The organism is Microbacterium sp. NPDC077184 (genome assembly GCF_040687055.1).
GTDB lineage: Bacteria > Actinomycetota > Actinomycetes > Actinomycetales > Microbacteriaceae > Microbacterium.
Genome location: NZ_JBFBMM010000001.1, coordinates 383,017 through 400,240, shown reverse-complemented (window position 1 = coordinate 400,240; position 17,224 = coordinate 383,017). Strand labels below are relative to the sequence as shown.

Sequence of the window (17,224 nt, the reverse complement as noted above, 5' to 3'; positions counted from 1 at the left end):
CATCACACCGCCGGAGCCGCCGCGAGCGGTGCGTGCTGTCCGGCCCAGTCGAAGGCGGGCTCGACCTCGGCGGCGACGCGGATGAGCGTGGCCTCGTCGAACGGCGCCCCGACGAGCTGCGCACCCTGCGGCAGCCCGTCGGCGGTCCGGTGCACCGGGAGGGAGACGGCCGGAAGACCGGCGATGTTGACCCAGCTGGTGAACGAGATCGTGCGTCCCTCGGTCAGGCGCGGCCCGTCCGGGTGGTCGTTCGCCTCGTCGTAGACCTCCCCGACGCGCGGCGTCGTCGTCGCGGTGGTGGGCGTGAGGAGGAGATCGAAGTCGCTCCCCCACTGCCCGACGACCTGGCGCGTCTCCCACTGGAGCTGGTTGGCGAGGGCGACGTACTGACCGGCGTGGAAGCTCGTCGCGCGGTCGAAGCGGTAGCGGATGTACGGGTCGAGGTCGTCCGCGCGCGCGTGATCGAACGGCGTCCCCCACACCGAGGCGCTGATGACGAGGTCGGCGAATCCTCGCAGGGACGCCGGGGAGTAGAGGAAGGGCGAGACGGGCACGATGTCGTGGCCGAGGTGCGCGAGGGCGTCGGCGAGGACCCGCGCGGCGGTGACGCATTCGGGATCCACCTCGAGGCCGGTGGGCGGGGTCAGCAGGAGTCCGATGCGCAGGCGGGGCTGCGGCGCGCCGACCTCCTCTCGATACGGGCGCGCGGGCGTCGGTGCCGAGTACCACGCCAGAGGGTCGAACCCGCTGAGGACGTCGAGCATGGCTGCGGCGTCGACCACCGTGCGCGTGACCGCCCCCTCCGTGGTCGACTGCTCCCACCCGCGGACGTCGTTGGGAACGCGCCCTCGGCTGGGCTTGAGTCCCACGAGTCCGGTCGCCGACGACGGGACGCGGATCGATCCGCCGCCGTCCGACGCGTGCGCGGCGGGGGCGAGCCCTGCGGCCACGGCCGCGGTGGCGCCGCCGGATGACCCGCCGGAGGTGTGGTCGAGGTTCCACGGGTTGCGCGTCTTCCCCCACCGGCGGTTCTCCGACACCGTCAGAGGTCCGAACTCCGGGCTGTTGGTCCGCCCGAACAGCACGAATCCGGCATCCTCGATCAGATCGACGGTGACCTCGTTCGCGGGCGCGGGATCAGGGTCGATCGCCAGCGACGACGCCGTGTAGGGCTGGCCCTCGACGGGAGTGAGGTCTTTGATCGGAAGCGGCACGCCTTCGAACGGCCGAGCCGTGCCGTCGGCGAGGCGACGATCGGCCTCCCGCGCGCGACGGAGGACGTCATCGCGGTCCATCCAGACGATGGCGTTGACGAGCGGGTTCACGGCATCCACCCGGTCGAGGTAGAACTGCGCGGTTTCGATCGCCGAGACCTGGCGCGTGCGCAGCAGCTCGGCGAGATCGGTGACGGTGAGGAAGGGGTGCAACATGTCGCTCCGAGGAGTTCGGGCCCCTGGCGGCCGGGGATGAGCGCCGGCCGCCAGGGACGAGGGGGATCAGCCGGCGATGCGGAAGATCGGGTCGTCGAGGGCGCCACCGAGCATCTGCACGGTGAAGCCGGGTCGCTGGACGTAGATGAATGCGTCGTTGATGAGGGGGAAGGCGTCGACGCGTTCGAAGAGCGCGTCGGCGGCGGCGTTCAGCGCGGCGCACTGGGCGTCGGCATCCGTGGCGACGAGGGCCTCGGCGAGAGCAGCCTCGGCGTCGGGGTTGACCACGCCGCCGACGTTGCCGCCTCCATCGAAGATCTGCGGGCCGGTGAACGCCGTCAGGGGACTGACGAGCGATCCGAGGAAGTTGAGATCGGCGAACATCGTGACGTCCCACGCCCCGGGTTCGGTGAAGACCGTGGACACCCACGTGCCGACATCCGTGTTCGTCAGCTCGACCTCGGCTCCGGCGGCGCGCAGCGCTTCGGCGAGATACTCGTTGCCCGCACCGTTGGGTCCGGCGATGGTCGGGCCGACGAGTCGGATCGAGACTCCCTCGAGGGCGGATGCCGCAGCCTCCGGGTCGTGGGCCGGGATGGTCGGGTTCTCCGTCGGGACGCACGGCGTCTCGCTGGACACGAGCGTCGTCGCGATCTCCCCCGTCCCGAGTGACGTGACGCTCTCGAACATCTCCCTGTCGATCGCCTGCGCGGCCGCGCGCCGCAGGGATTCGTCCGCGAAGACGCTCCCCTCGCGCTCGTTGAAGAGGAGGTAGAAGTCGGAGAAGCGGTTCACCGCGACGTCGTACCCCTCCATGCCGTCGAAGCGCTCGATGGTCTGCGCCTGGATCTTCGCGATGTCCAGCTGATCGCCGAGCACCAGGTTCGCCGTCGCGGTGGAGTCCGGCGACACCACGTATTCGAGGGTCGCGGCGGGGGTGCCCTCCACCGGCGTGCTCCATTCCGGCCACGCCGCGTAGTCCTCGCGGAGCGTGTACTCGTAGCGGACGCCCGGCTCGTAGGAGCCGAGCACGTACGGGCCGGACTCGCTGCCCTCGGCCGTACCCGCGGCGAGCGCCTCGGGGTCGGCGAGGCCGGCGGGACACACGATCCCGGTCGTCGCGATGGTCAGGCCCGTCACGAGGAAGGGCCACGGGTTCTCCAGATCGATCGTCACAGTGCCCGCCGCGTCGTCGGCGGTGATGACGGGGGTGTTCGGGCCGAAGACCTGGGGCACCACGATCGAACCGGTCTCGGGACGGGCGAAGTACTCCAGAGAGTCCTTGACGATCGTCGGGGTGATCGCTGTCCCGTCCGCGCACGTCGCATCGGTCCGGATGGTGAAGACGGCCTGCGTCGGCGTCTCGGTCCACTCGGTCGCGAGTCCGGGGACCAGTCCCCCGGCATCCTTTCGCACGAGGGTGTCGTACGAGGTGCGCGCGAGGACGTAGTCGGGAAGAGACTGGGTGAGGGTGGGGTCGAACGACGCGGGGATGTCGATGGTCGTTCGGATGGTGTCCGTGGTGGTGCCGGGACTGTCCCCACCACCGGCGCAGGCGGTGAGTGCGAGGGCCGCGGCCGCGAGTGCTGCGGCCGGGACCAGGTGTCGACGGTTCATGATTGCCTCTCGGGTGTTCGGGTCGGGTGCGGGTCAGGACAGGACTTCGAAGACGTCGATGACGGTCGCGCCGTCGCGCGCGTCGGCGCGACCGATGAAGACGGAGCGCGTCAACCACTGAAGGGATGCCGCCGTCGTGCGGAAGACCGGCGTCGTGAGGAAGTAGCGCATCTCCTTCGAGCTCCCGGTCTCCCCCTCGAGGTGGCGGAGGATGCCGACGTTCACGACGTCGACGACGTGCCCCTCGAGGGTGCGGAACAGGTATCGGGCCTCCACGCGATAGGCATCGTCGGCGCGGGTGAGGCACCAGTCCCCTCCGCCGGGGATGATCTCACCGGTCACGTCCCCCTCCACAGTGCCCCCGGTGATCGGGATGAATTCGAGCAGCTCGGGTCCCCGCTGCTCCAGCGGCAGGTATTCGCCGACGAGTGCGGTGATGCGGAACGCGAAGCGCAGCGCGGGTGGGGCGGTGGACGTCATCAGTTCCCTCTGTTCTCGTGGACGCACCATTGCGTTGGAGAAGACTATGAACCCTAGTGAACGCCATAGTCAACGTGGTTCACTAAGTTGTAACACACCGAACACACGAACGGAATGGGCCGCGAGGATTCCGCGACACGATGGGAAGGGCGAGAGGATGGGCACCGTGATCGAGAGCCGAGAACGTCAACGACGCAAGCGGGGGTCCCTGTCCGCCGAGGAGATCGTCGACGCAGCGCTGAGGATCCTCGACGATCAGGGCGAGGACTCGCTGACGTTCGCGCGACTGGGAACGACGCTCGGGTCGGCGCCGACCGCCGTGTATCGGCACTTCGCGAGTCGAGACGATCTCCTCAACGCCCTCGGAGACAGACTCGACGCGATCTCCCTCGCCGGATACGCACCCACCGACGAGTGGCGCACCGACCTCGAAGATCTGGCCTGGCGTGCATGGCGCGTGGCCATCGCGCACCCCGCCGCAAGCGCTCTGGCGATGTCCCGCATCACCAACGGCGTGAACGAGCTGCGCGCCGTCGACGCGATCCTCCGCGCCCTGGAGCGGGCGGGCATCCGTGGGCGCGAGGCGGTCCTGCAGTACCAGGTCTACGCGAACATCGTCGTCGGTTCCGCCGCCGGCCACGGCGCGCGCCTCTCCGGCCGCGGAGAGCCGCGCACACCGGAAGGCTGGGTGCAGGCGTACACCCCCACCGACCCGACACTGTACCCGTACGCCGAAGCCCTCAAGAGCGAACTGCGCCTGATCGACTACGAGACGGTCTTCGCCAAGCACATCGAGATGTACCTCGATGCACTCGCCGTCCTGGCCGACCGCGCGGACGCGGCGGACTGATCCGGCCGCGCGACGACCTCGAGGTCAGCGGGCGCTCTTCCGACCCCGGATCGCCTTCATCGCCATCTGGACGGCGATGAAGACCAGGAAGGCGGCGAACAGGATGTTGCCGACCTGAGGGTCGACCCGCACGGCGATCCATGCGCCGAGGGCGGTCGTGGTGATCGCGGCGAGACCGACGATCCCGGCGGCGACGAGATCGATGTTGTGCCGGCGGATGTTGCCGATCGTGCCGGAGATGGCGGTCGGGATCATCATGAGCAGGGACGTCCCTTTGGCCACGAGATCGCTCGTGCCGAAGAGGAAGATCAGCGCCGGCACGACGATGATGCCGCCACCCACGCCGAGGAGTCCCGCGAGCACTCCGGTCACGAGACCCAGCGCGATGAGCCCGAGGCCCGTCCACCAGGTGAGCTCCAGGACGGCATCCCGCGAGGGGATGACGATGAACAGCATCACGATGACGACGCCGAGGAAGCCCACGAAGCCCCACCGCAGGACGGTCTGCGAGAGCTTCGCGAGGAGGGCGGTTCCGATCTGCGCGCCGATCACCGCGCCGCCGGCGAGGATCAGCGCGGGGATCCATGCGACCGAGTCGTTGAGCGCGTAGGAGATCACCCCCACGGATGCCGTGGGCACGATCGCGCCGAGGGACGTGCCCGCAGCCAGCCGCTGATCGAATCCGAGGACGAGGACCAGCAGCGGCACGATGACCGTGCCCCCGCCGACGCCGAACAACCCGGACATGAGGCCGGCGAGGAGCCCGACCCCGATGCACGTGATCACGTAGCGCGCCCCGCGGGCGCGCGTCACCTCTTCCGCCACCGGTTACTCGAGGAAGTCGATCGCCCAGCCGCCGTCGGCGGGGACGAGGGTGTAGAGGAACACGTTGTCGTAGGTGACCGCCTCGTCGAGGGGGTTCCCCTCTTCGTCGAAGAAGCTCTCGAAGGTCTCCGTGGTGGTGACGAGGATCTGCTCCGCGTCGCCCTCGATGGAGGTGACCTCGATGCGGTAGTCCTCGACGGATGCCGAGAACTCGCTCGCGGTCGCCTCGAACGTGGCGCAGTCCCCCAGGCCGCCGGCGGTGCGGAAAGACTCGGTGGTGCTCGCGAGGAACAGGTCGCAGTCCACGTTCTGCCACGCATCGTCGTAGTCCATGACGACCTCGACCGCGGCCTGCTCGTCGTCGCCGGCCGGAGCGCCGCTGCCACCGGACCCGCCGGAGGATCCCGACGTCGCGGCGTTGACCAGCAGCAGCGGGATGAGGACCGCCGCGGCGATGACCACGCCGAGCATCACGACACCGAGGACGACCCAGAGGATCCAGAGCTTCGACTTCGGCTGCGTGGCCGCGGAGAACCCGCCGCCTCCGCCGGAGTACCCCTCGGGGAGCGCGGCGCCGTCGACGGGCTGCGGGTCGAAGCCCACCGTCTGCAGCGAGGCGTCGGTCGCATCGGCGCTCGCGGGCGTCGCGTCATCGGGCGCCGGCGGGGTGGCACCGTCCGCCGCGCCCTCGGCGTCGGGCTCGGCGACGTGGGTGGTCCACTGCGTGCCGTCCCACCAGCGCAGCGCGCCGTTTCCGTCGTCGTACCAGCCGGGAGGGGTCGCAGTCATGATCGCAACCCTATCCCTCAGCCGCCCTCGACCCCACCCGATCCCACCCCGGAGAATTCGTGATGAACTGGGGCGATGTCAGACAAGACCCGCCCCGTCGTCCTCATCACCGGCGCGTCCTCCGGAATCGGCTACGCCACCGCCCTCGCGCTGATCGCGCGCGGCTGGGTGGTCTACGCCGCTGCGCGTCGGGTGGACCGGATGGCGCACCTCGCCGCATCCGGGTGCGAGGTGCTCGAGATGGACGTCACCGACGACGCCTCGATGCAGGCGGGTGTCGATCGGATCGTGCATCAGCAGGGGCGCATCGACGTGCTCGTCAACAACGCCGGATACGGCTCGTACGGTGCTCTGGAGGACGTCCCGATCGAGGAGGCACGTCGCCAGTTCGAGGTGAACGTGTTCGGCCTGGCCCGGCTGACGCAGCTGGTGCTCCCGACGATGCGCGCGCTCGGTCGCGGACGCATCGTGAACATCTCCTCCGTCGGCGGCCGCATCTACGAGCCGATCGGCAGCTGGTACCACGCGACCAAGTTCGCGGTGGAGGGGCTGTCCGACTCGCTGCGCCTCGAGCTCGCACCGCACGGCATCGACGTCGTCATCATCCAGCCCGGGCCCATCCGCACCGAGTGGAACGCGATCTCGCGCGAGAGTGCGCTCGAGCGCTCCGGTGACGGCCCCTACGCCGCGCAGGCCGCAGCCCTCGTGGCGAACTATGAGAACGTCGACTCGTCCCCGCTGTCCGGCACCGCCGAGGGCGTCGCCCGCACGATCGTGAAGGCCGTCACCGTGCGCTATCCGCGCTCGCGCTACGCCACCCCCGCCTCGGCGAAGGTCATCGTCGGGCTCCGGCGCCTGCTCCCCGACGTCCTCATGGACGGGATGCTGTCGCGTCTGGCGACGTAGCCGTCGCAGCCGCGCGGGCGCGTCGAGACCGCACCGCGCCGATCGCCACGTCGATCACGACGAACGCCGCCAGGGTGACCCCGATGAGGGGCAGCCACACGCCGATCGCGAGCGCCGCGATTCCGACCGCGCCGATGCCCCACCACGGCGCCCCGCGCAGCGCACCACGGGCGGGCGGTGACCCGACGAGAGCGTCGCTCCGCGTCGGGCGACGCTTCCACCACATCGCGTAGCCGAGGACGACGAGCGCGGCGATCCCGAGGGCGAGGGCGAACATCACGACCTGGTTCAGCAGCCCGAACATCGTGCCCATGTGGATGGCGATCCCCCACGTCGCGAGCTTGGCGGCAAGCGAATAGTCGGCGAAGTCGACGCGGTCGACGACCTCCATCGTGGTGCCGTCGATCGCGACGGCGTCCATCTGCGTCGGGTACCCGCGCTGGATCTCCCGCACGGTCCACGCGGTGCCCGCTTCGGCAGGCGGCGTGATCTGCACGAGTCCGGTATCGACATTCACCCGCTGGGCGATCGCGAGCACGGCGTCGAACGTCGCCGGGTTCGCCTCGCCCGTCGGCGCAGCGGCCGGACCGTCGTGGCCGGCGTGATCATCACCGGCGGAGGCACCGGCGTCCGCGTCGAGCACGGTGTTCACGCTCGGCGTGCCCCAATCCAGAGCCGTCCGCGCCTGCGAGACGTTCGCCCCGCCGTAGGTCGACCACGTGATCCCGGTCGCGGCGAGGAACAGCGCGCCGACGGCCACCCAGACGCCGATCGAGGTGTGCCAGCTGAACAGACGCCGGTAGCCCTTCGCGCGGGTGTTCGGGCGCAGCATGTCGCGCCGCGATCGGGCTCTGCGCGCGCGGATGACCCACAGCCCCACGCCCGCCAGCACGACGACACCGAGCCACGATGCGGCCAGCTCGCTGTACAGGCGCCCGGCATCCCCGAGATGAAGGCTCCGGTGGGTGTTGCTGATCCATGTGCGCAGCGGAAGGGAACCGCTCGTGCCGTAGACGATCTCGTCGCCGCGGATCTCGGCGGTGCCGGGGTCGACGAACACCGCGCGGGACTCGCTCGCTCCCAATCCCTCCTGGGTGAACATCACCCGCGTGGTGTCGCCGGGCTCGGGCGCGGGGCGGACGGCGGAGAGGACCGCGCCGTCACCGTCGCCGCTCGCGGCGAGGTGAGCCTCGGCCGCCTCGATCTGCGCCGCGAGCGGCACGGTCGTGGCCGTCACCGGTGCACGCAGCTCGCGCGCATAAACGGCCTGCTCGATCGTCGGCGACAGCGCGTAGAGCGCACCGCTGAGCGCTGCGATGAGGATGAACGGGCCGACGAGGATGCCGGCGTAGAAGTGCAGACGCAGGAGCAGCTGCCCGAACCAGCCGGAGCGGGAGCGCGGTCGGGGCGCCTGCGCGGGACGAGGGGGTCTGTCGAGGGTGGAGGTCATGAGGTTCTTCCGATGAGAAGGGTGTCGCCGATGAATCCGCCCTCGGAGCAGCCCGGGGGCACCGCGAAGACCGCGGATCCGATCGGCGTGGTCCACTCGTTGAGGAGGTCGAGTTCGTCGAGGCGCCGCTGGAGGGGGACGAACTGCGCCCCGACGTCGGCTTGGAACGAGACGAAGACGAGGCCCGCGTTGGAGATCGCGCCGGAGACGGGTGTGTCGTCGTAGTTGTACGCGCGCCGGAAGATCCGCTCGCGCGGGTCGTCGCTGCGCGAGCGCCGCACGTGCGAGAACTCCGGGATCACCGGGAACCCGATCGCCGTGGTGGCCTCGAAGTCCGGTTCGTCGAACTCGTCGGTCCCCGTCAGAGGCGCACCGGTGGACTGGAACCGCCCCAGGGACTGGTCGCGTCCCGGACGGTCGAGGCGATCCCAGGTGTCGAGGTCCATGGCGATGCGCCGGACGACGAGCCCGGTGCCACCGTCGAGCCAGCCCTGCCCGCGGGTCCAGACGACCTCGTCGAAGTCCGCCGTCCCCGGTTGCGGGTTGGAGGTACCGTCCACCTGGCCGAACAGGTTCCGCATCGTGGTCCCGGCACGCACCGAGCCGTGCGCGCGCCGAAAGCCCTGCTGGGTCCAGCGGAGCTCTGCGAAGGTGCGCGCATCCTTCAGCAGCATGCGCGAGGCGTGTGCGACGGTCAGCGGGTCGTCGGCGGCGACCTGGATCAGCAGATCGCCGTCGCTGTATGCGGACTCGAGCCGATCGATTCCGAACGCCGGGAGCGGAGCGAGCCACGCGGGCGCGGCCCCTCCCGCGCGCCGCACGAGCTCGGGACCGAAGCCGAAGGTGACCGTCAGCCGGGCGGGTGCGACCGCGAGCTCCGGCTCGGAGTCGGCGAGGGCCGGCTGCCCCTGCGTCATGCGCGCCGCGTCATCGCTCAGGATGCGCATCATGCGGGTGAGCGCGTCGCGGTCGGTCTCGGGGCGGAGGTCGAGGGCGAGGAAGACGCCGTGGGCCTGGGCGTCCGTGTCGATGCCGGCCTGATGCGCGCCGTGGAAGGGCACCGTCACGTCGCCGTTCAACGGCACGGATGCCGGGGGTGCGGGCTCAGCCGCCCGGGCGGCGCCGAGCGCCGCGTCGACGCCGATCGCGGTGGCGGCGCCCACGCCGGCGACAGCTCCTCCGAGGAGGAACTGCCGCCGGGTGGCGCCGCTGCGATCGGGTCGTTGCCGCCGATCGCGCGGCGACATCAGTGGTCCATGTCCGAGTGCTCGTCCATGTCCATGTCCATGTCCATGTCGCCCTCGTAGTTCTCGTTCGCACCGGCGTAGTCCTTCACCGGAGCGGCGAACTCGAGGGTGCTGTCGTCCGAGAACGTGAGAGTGAAGGTGGTCTCCGCACCCGCCGTCAGCGGGTCGGTGAGATCCATCAGCATGATGTGGTCACCGCCGGGCGAGAGCAGGAGACTCCCGTCGGCGGGGATGACGAATCCGCCTTCGATCTCGCGCATGACCATCTGTCCGCTCTCGTTCTCGACGGTCTCGTGGAGCTCGAGCATCGACGAGGCGGGCGAGGAGACCGAGACGACGGTGATGTCGGCATCCGAGTCGTTGGTCAGTTCGCCGAAGGCGGCGGACATCCCGGTCTCGGCGGACTTGACCCAGGCGTCGCTGATCGAGACCGCCTCGGCCGCGGGGAGCGACGTCTCGGCAGGAGATTCCGCCGGGGTCGTGGCGCAGCCGGCCAGGGCGAAGAGGGAGACGGTGAGGAGCGCGCCGAGACGGACGCGGGTGGTGCGGGTGTTCACAGGGTGTGCCTTTCGGAGGTGTCGGCGGTGTCTTTCCGCCGACGGAGGAAGTGGATGCCGGCGAGGAGGGCGACGGCCGCAGCCGCACCCCCGCCACCGAGGAGGGCGACGCGTGCGGCCCCTCCGCTGTCCTGTGTGCCCTGACTGTCCTGCGTGTCCTGCGCTCGTGGCGAGTCCGACGCCGGGGGCGGCGTGGCAGCCTCCGACGGCGTCCGTTCGTACGGTTCGGCGTCGCCCACGGTGAAGGGGATGACCCCGGAGATCGGATGCCCGTCCGAGGACACCACCCGCCAACGGATCTCATACCCGCCGGTCGGCATCCCCGCGGGAAGCGGCACCGAGACCGTGGTCCCGTCGACCACCGGCTCCTCTTGGACCCAGTCGTCGCGGGTCGCGTCGGCGACGATCACCATCGCCCCGAGCTCCATCACCTCGGCGGAGTACTCCAGGGTGAGGGCGGCCGGAGCGCTGTCGAGGCGCTCTCCGGCGGCGGGATCGCTGCCGGTGAGTTGATCGTGGGCGGCTGCGGGCGCGGCCGGAGCGAGGAGGACGACGAGTGCCGTCGCCATCCCGAGCGCTGCCGCGCGCAACCGCGTCGTCGTGACCGATGACACGGGGAAACCTTTCGCACATGCACCCCTGCGGGTGCGCAGAACATCGACGCGCGCACCACGGCACGCGGTCGCACCGACGTTCCGGCGGAACGCGGTGGTGTCAGAGCACGGTGGCGACAGGGGGTCCGCGACGGCGGACGGCGGAGAGGACGACGTCGGCGACCGCGCCGAGCGGGGCTGCGGCGGCGATCGCGGGCGTGCGCGTCGGGGCGACGGGCACGAAGACCAGGGCGACCAGAACGAGGCGGCGCGCCCACCGGGCGACATCCGCCGCGGTCTGGCGGAGGATCGCGCACGCGCGCTCGCCGCGGTGGAGCGCGGCGATGGTGACGACGGCCGCCAGCGCGTGCAGCACCCACATGATCGCGTCGCCGTGCAGCATCGCCCCCGTGACGGCGGGCTCGGCGGCCGACAGCGCCGAGGTCATGCCGCTGTGGTCATGCCCGTGGGCGTGGGTCGTCGCGGCTGCGCCGACACCCGCGACGGGGGCCGCCCCGAGCACGAAGAGGACGTGGAAGAGGGCCTGACTCAGCACCACGGCGAGACTCAAGCGCCAGACCGACAGACGACGGCCGACGAGGAGGGTGCTCGCGGCGGCCGCGAGGACCAGCGGGAGGAGGATGCCGAGCCACCCGGGCATCGCTCCACCGGCGGCGACGTGCGAGAGGAGGGCGACGAAGGTCGCGACTCCGGCGGCGAGCAATCCGCGAGAGACGCGGGACGCTCGGGACGGACGCATACCCCCAATCTGCCACTCGCGGCGAGCGCGCGCGGTCAGCTGCCGGGGTTCGTCCCCGGTCGCGCCGACGCGATCAGCATCCGGAGGCCCATCTCGAACGCACGCGTGGCGATCGGATCGGTGGGGTCCTCGTCGGCGAGCGTCGCGAAGGCGGCGGAGAAGGCGGGGAGGTCGGCTTCCTGTCCGCGTGGATCGAACACGATCGCCGGGCCCGACATGTCCAGCACGCTCCCGAGGATGAACGACTCGAACGCCGTGAGCAACGGGAGGATGTCGCGATCCGACCATCCGACCGCGCGCGCCGCGACGGCGAAGTCCTCGTACTCCGCCAGGAGCACGGGCGCCTTGACCGCGTTGGTCATCAGGAGCGGCACCACGCGTGGATGCCCGGCGAACGCGTGCCGGTAGGACCGCGCCCACTCCCGGAGGCCCTCCTCCCACGCCATCTCGCGCAGCGGCCGCGAGTCGATCCGCGCCGACACCAGCGAGCGGACGTCCTCGATCATGGCCGCGAGGTTCGGAACATGGTTGTAGAGGGACGTGGGATTCACGCCGAGCTTCGTCGCCACCCGGCGGATGCTCGCGCCCTCGACGCCGTGACGGTCCACGAGGGCGAGCGCCGTCTGCGCGATCAGCTCGCGGCTGAGCAGCGGGCGGGGCGGTCTGGCGATGACGGACTCCTCGAGGTCGCGGCCGAGCTTACGCGTCGTCTCGAAAACGGTGTGGCGGCGCGGAAAACATACGGTGTATGTTTACCCCCATGATCGCACCTCTGCCGACGGTCGTCGAGGCGTCCCTCGCCGAGCTGAGTGCCGCCCTCCGGCGCGGCGCGGCCACGAGCGTCGAGCTCGTCGCCCGCTACCTCAACCGAATCGCGTTCTACGACCGATCAGGGATCGCGCTGACCTCCGTCATCGTGCTGAACCCCGGGGCCTTCGCCGAAGCGCGGGCCGCCGACGAGCGTCAGGCGCGCGGCGAATCCCGCGGCATCCTGGACGGCATCCCCTTCACCGCGAAGGACAGCTACTGCGTGGCGGGCCTCCCGGTCGCCTCCGGTTCCCCCGCCTTCGCCGACCTCATCGCCCAGGACGACGCGTTCGCGGTCGCGCGTCTGCGCGAGGCGGGCGCCGTGTTCCTGGGCCTGACGAACATGCCCCCGATGGCGGCGGGCGGCATGCAGCGAGGGCTCTACGGGCGCGCGGAATCCCCCTACAACGCCGAGTACCTCACCTCCGCCTTCGGCTCGGGGTCGTCGAACGGATCGGGCACGGCCACTGCCGCGAGCTTCGCGGCATTCGGCCTCGGCGAGGAGACTTGGTCGTCGGGCCGCGCCCCGGCCTCGCACAACGCGCTGACGGCGTACACCCCGTCGCGCGGCATGATCTCGGTGCGCGGCAACTGGCCGCTCGTTCCGACAATGGACGTGGTCGTCCCACATGCTCGCACGATCGAGGACCTCGCGCACATCCTCGACGCCGTGGTCGTCGACGACCCGATCACCGACGGCGACCTGTGGCGGTCGCAGCCGTGGATCCCGCTGCCGGCGCCGTCGGATGTCCGTCCGCCCTCGTTCGCCGAGCTCCCCGCCGCCGACCTCACCGGCATCCGCCTCGCCGTCCCCCGCATCTACGTCAACGCCGACCGCGACACCGCGCTCCCGATCGACACCCGGCCCTCCGTGATGGCGCTCTGGGAGGGCCTGCGTGCCCAGCTCGAGGGCGCGGGCGCCGAGGTGGTCGAGGTGGATCTCCCCGCCGTGGACAGGTACGAGAAGCTCCGCGCCGACAGCCGCGACATGGTCGACCGGGGTTTCGTGCCGCGGGAGTTCCTCGCCGACGAGGTGGGCGCGCTCTCGGTGTGGGCGTTCGACGCCTTCCTCCGCCTGAACGGCGATCCTCGCCTGAACCGCCTCGCCGACGTCGACGCGGCGAAGATCTTCCCCCACCCCACCGGCGCCCTCCCGGACCGCTACGGGATCTTCCCCTTCGACATCGCCTACGACCTCGGCGACTACGTCGACGCCGCGCGGTCCGGGGTACGCACCCCGCCCGAGATCCCGAGTGTCGAGCAGGGACTCCGCGGCCTGGAGCACACGCGCGCGGTCGACCTCGAGGAGTGGATGGCGGCGGAAGGGTTCGACGCCGTGATCTTCCCGACCCAGTCCGACGTCGGTCCCGCCGACGCCGACGTGAACGAGGCGTCCGCCGACGTCGCGTGGCGGAACGGTGTCTGGGTCTCCAACGGCAACCTCGTCCCGCGCCACCTGGGCATCCCGACGGTCACCGTGCCGATGGGGACGTTGGCGGACACCGGGATGCCGGTCGGCGTCACCCTCGCCGGCCCCGCCTACGCCGACGCGCGTCTGCTGCAGCTCGCCGCAGCCGTCACGGCGCTCGGGGCACGTCGCACCTCACCGCCGCGCACGCCGGTGCTCCCGGACGAAGCGGTCTTCCCCGCCGGGATGCCCGTCGCCACGAGCGGACTCGACATCCGTCTCGATTCGGTCCGGGTCGACCGGGACGTCGATCACACGGTGGTGTCCTTCTCCGGCACCCTCAGCGGCGCCACCGCCGCGGATGTGATCGCGTACGTCGACGGCGTCCGGGCGGCGGTGACCGTGGACGGCGAGCGCATCACGGGCTCGCATCCCCTCGACCCCGACGCGCATACCGTCGCGTTCAGCGAATGGCTACCTCCCTTCGGACCGCTCGTCGTCCTCGTCGCCCGCGACGCCGACGGTGCCGTTGCGGGGGCGTTCGGATCGACGGAAGGCGCACCGCTGTGACCGACACCACCCCGGCATCCGCCGCGCCGTTCGACTACTTCGCGCACGTCGAGCTGCCGACGCCCTCGCTCGGCGACGACGAGGTGCGGCGCCTGTTCACCCAGGCATTCGGCGTCGAAATCGACCTCCGCTCGCTCGGCAGCCAGCAGGACCAGAACTTCCGGGTCTTCGCGCGCGGCTCGGACGAGCCGCTCGGGGTGCTGAAGATCAGCAACCCCGCCTTCAGCGAGGCCGAGATCGACCTCCAGGACCGTGCCGCGGCCCGCGTCGCCGTCCACGACCCGACGCTCCGCGTCCCCCGGATCGTCGCCGGGCCCCGCGGCCCGATGAGCGCCTGGTGGGACTCCTCGCGCGGCCGCGTCCACGCGCGGGTGCTCGAGAACATCGCCGGATCGACCCTGATGGGCTCGGGCTACCTCTCCCCCGCCGTCGTCGGACGCCTGGGCGAGCTGGCCGCGCGGGTGAGCGTCGCCCTCGACGGCTTCACCCACCCCGCGACGTCCCGGGTGCTGCAGTGGGACGCGCGGCACGCCCTCCGCGTCATCGACGCGCTCCTCCCCGGCGAGACCGACGAGGCCGTGCGGGAAACCCTGCGGGCGGCGACGACGGATGCCGCGGCGGCGCTGACCCCGATCGCCGACCGGCTCCCGGTGCAGGCCGGACACTTCGACATCACGGACGACAACGTGCTGCGGCCTGAGCCGGGGGCGCTTCCGGATGCCGTCATCGACTTCGGCGACGTGACCGCATCGTGGCGGGTCGGCGAGATCGCCACCACCGTCTCCTCGGTCCTCCACCACGACGGCGCCGATGCGCTGTCGCCCCTCCCGGCCCTTCGGGCGTTCCACGTCCGTCGGCCGCTCACCTCCGACGAGATCGCCGCGGTGTGGCCGCTCGTCGTGCTCCGCGGTGTCGTCCTCGTGCTGAGCGGACGGGCGCAGGTGCGCATCGACGACGCCAACGACTACGCGGCGAGCGCCCTCGATCGCGAATACCGGATCTTCGAGACCGCGACGGCGGTGCCGATCCCCGTCATGACGGCGGCGATCCGCGCCGCGCTCGGGGAGGCGCCCGATGAGGAGGCGCCCGATGGCGGCGTCGCAGATCGCGGCTGGCACGGTACACCGCTGGTGGCCCTCACCGGGGAGGTCGCGATCCTCGACGCGGGGACCATGTCGGAGCTGAACGACGAGGGCGCGTGGCTCGACGAGGGTGCGCTCGACCGTGCCGCGGTGGCGGCGCTCGATGCGGGCGCCACGTGCAGCGTGCTCCCGGCGTGGGAGGCGGTGCTCACCGGCGCGTCCCCGCGCACCCCCTCGGCCCCCGCGACCGTGCCGACCGGCGCGACGATCTGGCTGGCCGAGCCGACCCCGCTCACCGCGGCGGCTGCGGAAGGCGCGACCGTCGCCGCCGGCACGCTCACCTGGACCGACGGACGGGAGACGGTGACGATCACCGGCCTCCCCGCCGACGCGACAGCGGCAGAACTTCCCGCGCGGACGCGCCTGTTCGCCCGCCGATTCCGTTCGGGTACCCGGCAGCCGCCGGCGCGCGTCGTCCCGGCCCTCGCGTCCGCCTGGCGGGCGGTCACGGGTGATGTCGCTCCGGCGCTCGGCCTTCCCGAAAGCGCGGCGCCGCGGCATCCGTCCGGTGATCTGCTCGCGCGCCGATACCGGGTCGTCGCCGACGTGCAGGAGCACTACTACACCGCACCCCCGCAGATCGAGCGCGGGTGGCGCGAATACCTCGTCGACATCGACGGACGCGTGTACCTCGACATGGTCAACAACGTCGCGTCGGTCGGGCACGCCCACCCGCGGGTGGTGGCGGCGGCGACGCGGCAGATGCACCTGCTGAACACCAACTCACGCTTCCACTACCGCGGCATCACCGAGTACGGCGAGAAGCTCGCCGCGACCCTCCCCGACGAGCTCGACACGGTGTTCTTCGTCAACTCCGGATCCGAGGCGGTGGACCTCGCGCTGCGCCTCGCGATGGCCGCGACCGGCCGCCGCGACGTCGTCGCGATGCGCGAGGCGTACCACGGGTGGACATTCGCGAGCGATGCCGTCTCGACCTCGATCGCCGACAATCCGTTCGCGCTCGAGACGCGACCCGACTGGGTGCACACGGTCGCCGCCGCGAACTCGTACCGCGGCGAGCACCGGGATGCGGATGCCGCGCGGTACGCACCGGAAGCCGTCGCCGACATCGATCGGATGGTGGCGGACGGGGTCCTCCCCGCCGGGTTCGTCTGCGAGACGTACTTCGGCAACGCCGGCGGCGTCGCGCTGCCCGCCGGCTACCTGCGGGAGGTGTACGCGGCGGTGCGCCGGCACGGCGGCCTCGCGATCGCCGACGAGGTCCAGGTCGGCTTCGGGCGGCTGGGGCGCTGGTTCTGGGGCTTCCAGGAGCAGGGGGTGGTCCCCGACATCGTCGCCGTGGCGAAGTCGATCGGTGCCGGGCATCCGCTCGGAGCGGTCATCACCCGCCGCGAGATCGCCGAGCGCTATCGCACGCAGGGCTACTTCTTCTCCTCCACGGGGGGCTCGCCGGTCTCCGCCGCGATCGGCGGTGCCGTGCTCGACGTCATCCAGCAGGAGGGACTGCAGGACAACGCCCGCGACGTGGGAGCGCACCTCGCCGCACGTCTGGAAGACCTGGGGACACGGCATCCGATCATCGGTCGTGTCCACGGATCAGGCCTGTATCTCGGCGTCGAGTTCGTGCGGGACCGGGAGACCCGGGAACCCGCCACCGCCGAGACCGCCGCGATCTGCGACCGGCTGCTCGAGCTGGGTGTGATCATGCAGCCCACCGGCGACCACCAGAACGTCCTGAAGATCAAACCCCCGCTGTGCGTGACGAAGGACTCCGTCGACTTCTTCGCCGACGCGCTCGCCCGAACATTGGAGACCGGATGGTGACCTCGCGC

General features: G+C 71.2%; 14 protein-coding genes and 1 pseudogene. 4 read left to right on the top strand and 11 right to left on the bottom strand.

Annotated elements, in window-relative coordinates; translation table 11 throughout:
• Window positions 1-2: 2 nt before the first annotated feature.
• The 3 genes from AB0O93_RS01825 to AB0O93_RS01815 all read right to left on the bottom strand — a co-directional run bounded on the left by AB0O93_RS01825 (window position 3) and on the right by AB0O93_RS01815 (window position 3,527).
• Window positions 3-1,430, bottom strand: coding sequence for an amidase (locus AB0O93_RS01825; RefSeq protein ID WP_363339948.1), 1,428 nt, complete (start codon window positions 1,428-1,430; stop codon window positions 3-5).
• Between the two features lie 66 nt (window positions 1,431-1,496).
• Window positions 1,497-3,047, bottom strand: coding sequence for an ABC transporter substrate-binding protein (locus AB0O93_RS01820; RefSeq protein ID WP_363339946.1), 1,551 nt, complete (start codon window positions 3,045-3,047; stop codon window positions 1,497-1,499).
• Between the two features lie 33 nt (window positions 3,048-3,080).
• Window positions 3,081-3,527 (bottom strand): DUF3237 family protein, encoded by a 447-nt coding sequence (locus AB0O93_RS01815; protein ID WP_363339944.1) that lies wholly within the window; start codon window positions 3,525-3,527, stop codon window positions 3,081-3,083.
• 166 nt (window positions 3,528-3,693) lie between these two features.
• On the opposite strand from AB0O93_RS01815, the gene AB0O93_RS01810 reads away from it, so the two are divergent.
• The gene (locus AB0O93_RS01810; protein WP_363339942.1) at window positions 3,694-4,377 is read left to right on the top strand and encodes a TetR/AcrR family transcriptional regulator; all 684 of its coding nucleotides are present in this window, start codon (window positions 3,694-3,696) and stop codon (window positions 4,375-4,377) included.
• Window positions 4,378-4,401: 24 nt separating this feature from the next.
• On the opposite strand, the gene AB0O93_RS01805 is transcribed toward AB0O93_RS01810, so the two are convergent.
• Entirely contained in the window at window positions 4,402-5,163 is a 762-nt protein-coding gene (locus AB0O93_RS01805; protein WP_363339940.1) for a sulfite exporter TauE/SafE family protein, read from the bottom strand.
• Between the two features lie 42 nt (window positions 5,164-5,205).
• The gene (locus AB0O93_RS01800) at window positions 5,206-5,991 is read right to left on the bottom strand and encodes a DUF2510 domain-containing protein (protein ID WP_363339939.1); all 786 of its coding nucleotides are present in this window, start codon (window positions 5,989-5,991) and stop codon (window positions 5,206-5,208) included.
• Window positions 5,992-6,066: 75 nt separating this feature from the next.
• On the opposite strand from AB0O93_RS01800, the gene AB0O93_RS01795 reads away from it, so the two are divergent.
• Complete coding sequence (locus AB0O93_RS01795) at window positions 6,067-6,897, top strand: oxidoreductase (RefSeq protein ID WP_363339937.1); 831 nt, start codon at window positions 6,067-6,069, stop codon at window positions 6,895-6,897.
• Here the strand turns inward: AB0O93_RS01795 and AB0O93_RS01790 are convergent.
• From AB0O93_RS01790 to AB0O93_RS01765, 6 genes are all read right to left on the bottom strand, one after another.
• Complete coding sequence (locus AB0O93_RS01790; RefSeq protein WP_363339935.1) at window positions 6,863-8,347, bottom strand: PepSY domain-containing protein; 1,485 nt, start codon at window positions 8,345-8,347, stop codon at window positions 6,863-6,865. The two genes, AB0O93_RS01795 and AB0O93_RS01790, sit on opposite strands and share 35 nt — an antisense overlap.
• Window positions 8,344-9,594, bottom strand: coding sequence for a Dyp-type peroxidase (locus AB0O93_RS01785; protein ID WP_363339933.1), 1,251 nt, complete (start codon window positions 9,592-9,594; stop codon window positions 8,344-8,346). The genes AB0O93_RS01790 and AB0O93_RS01785 overlap by 4 nt, the downstream gene beginning before the upstream one ends.
• A complete protein-coding gene (locus tag AB0O93_RS01780) occupies window positions 9,594-10,151 on the bottom strand; it encodes a copper chaperone PCu(A)C (RefSeq protein WP_363339931.1) in 558 nt (185 codons plus the stop codon). Before AB0O93_RS01780 ends, AB0O93_RS01785 begins: the two co-directional genes overlap by 1 nt.
• Window positions 10,148-10,765 (bottom strand): copper resistance CopC family protein, encoded by a 618-nt coding sequence (locus AB0O93_RS01775; protein WP_363339929.1) that lies wholly within the window; start codon window positions 10,763-10,765, stop codon window positions 10,148-10,150. Before AB0O93_RS01775 ends, AB0O93_RS01780 begins: the two co-directional genes overlap by 4 nt.
• A gap of 100 nt (window positions 10,766-10,865) precedes the next feature.
• Complete coding sequence (locus AB0O93_RS01770; RefSeq protein ID WP_363339927.1) at window positions 10,866-11,504, bottom strand: hypothetical protein; 639 nt, start codon at window positions 11,502-11,504, stop codon at window positions 10,866-10,868.
• 35 nt (window positions 11,505-11,539) lie between these two features.
• The gene (locus AB0O93_RS01765) at window positions 11,540-12,112 is read right to left on the bottom strand and encodes a TetR/AcrR family transcriptional regulator C-terminal domain-containing protein (protein ID WP_363339925.1); all 573 of its coding nucleotides are present in this window, start codon (window positions 12,110-12,112) and stop codon (window positions 11,540-11,542) included.
• Window positions 12,113-12,264: 152 nt separating this feature from the next.
• Between AB0O93_RS01765 and AB0O93_RS01760 the strand changes: the two are divergent.
• Window positions 12,265-13,938: pseudogene (locus AB0O93_RS01760) on the top strand (amidase); the annotation flags it as partial.
• 347 nt (window positions 13,939-14,285) lie between these two features.
• On the top strand, window positions 14,286-17,216 hold the full coding sequence (locus AB0O93_RS01755; protein WP_363339923.1) for an aminotransferase: 2,931 nt from the start codon (window positions 14,286-14,288) through the stop codon (window positions 17,214-17,216).
• The last annotated feature ends 8 nt before the right edge of the window (window positions 17,217-17,224 follow it).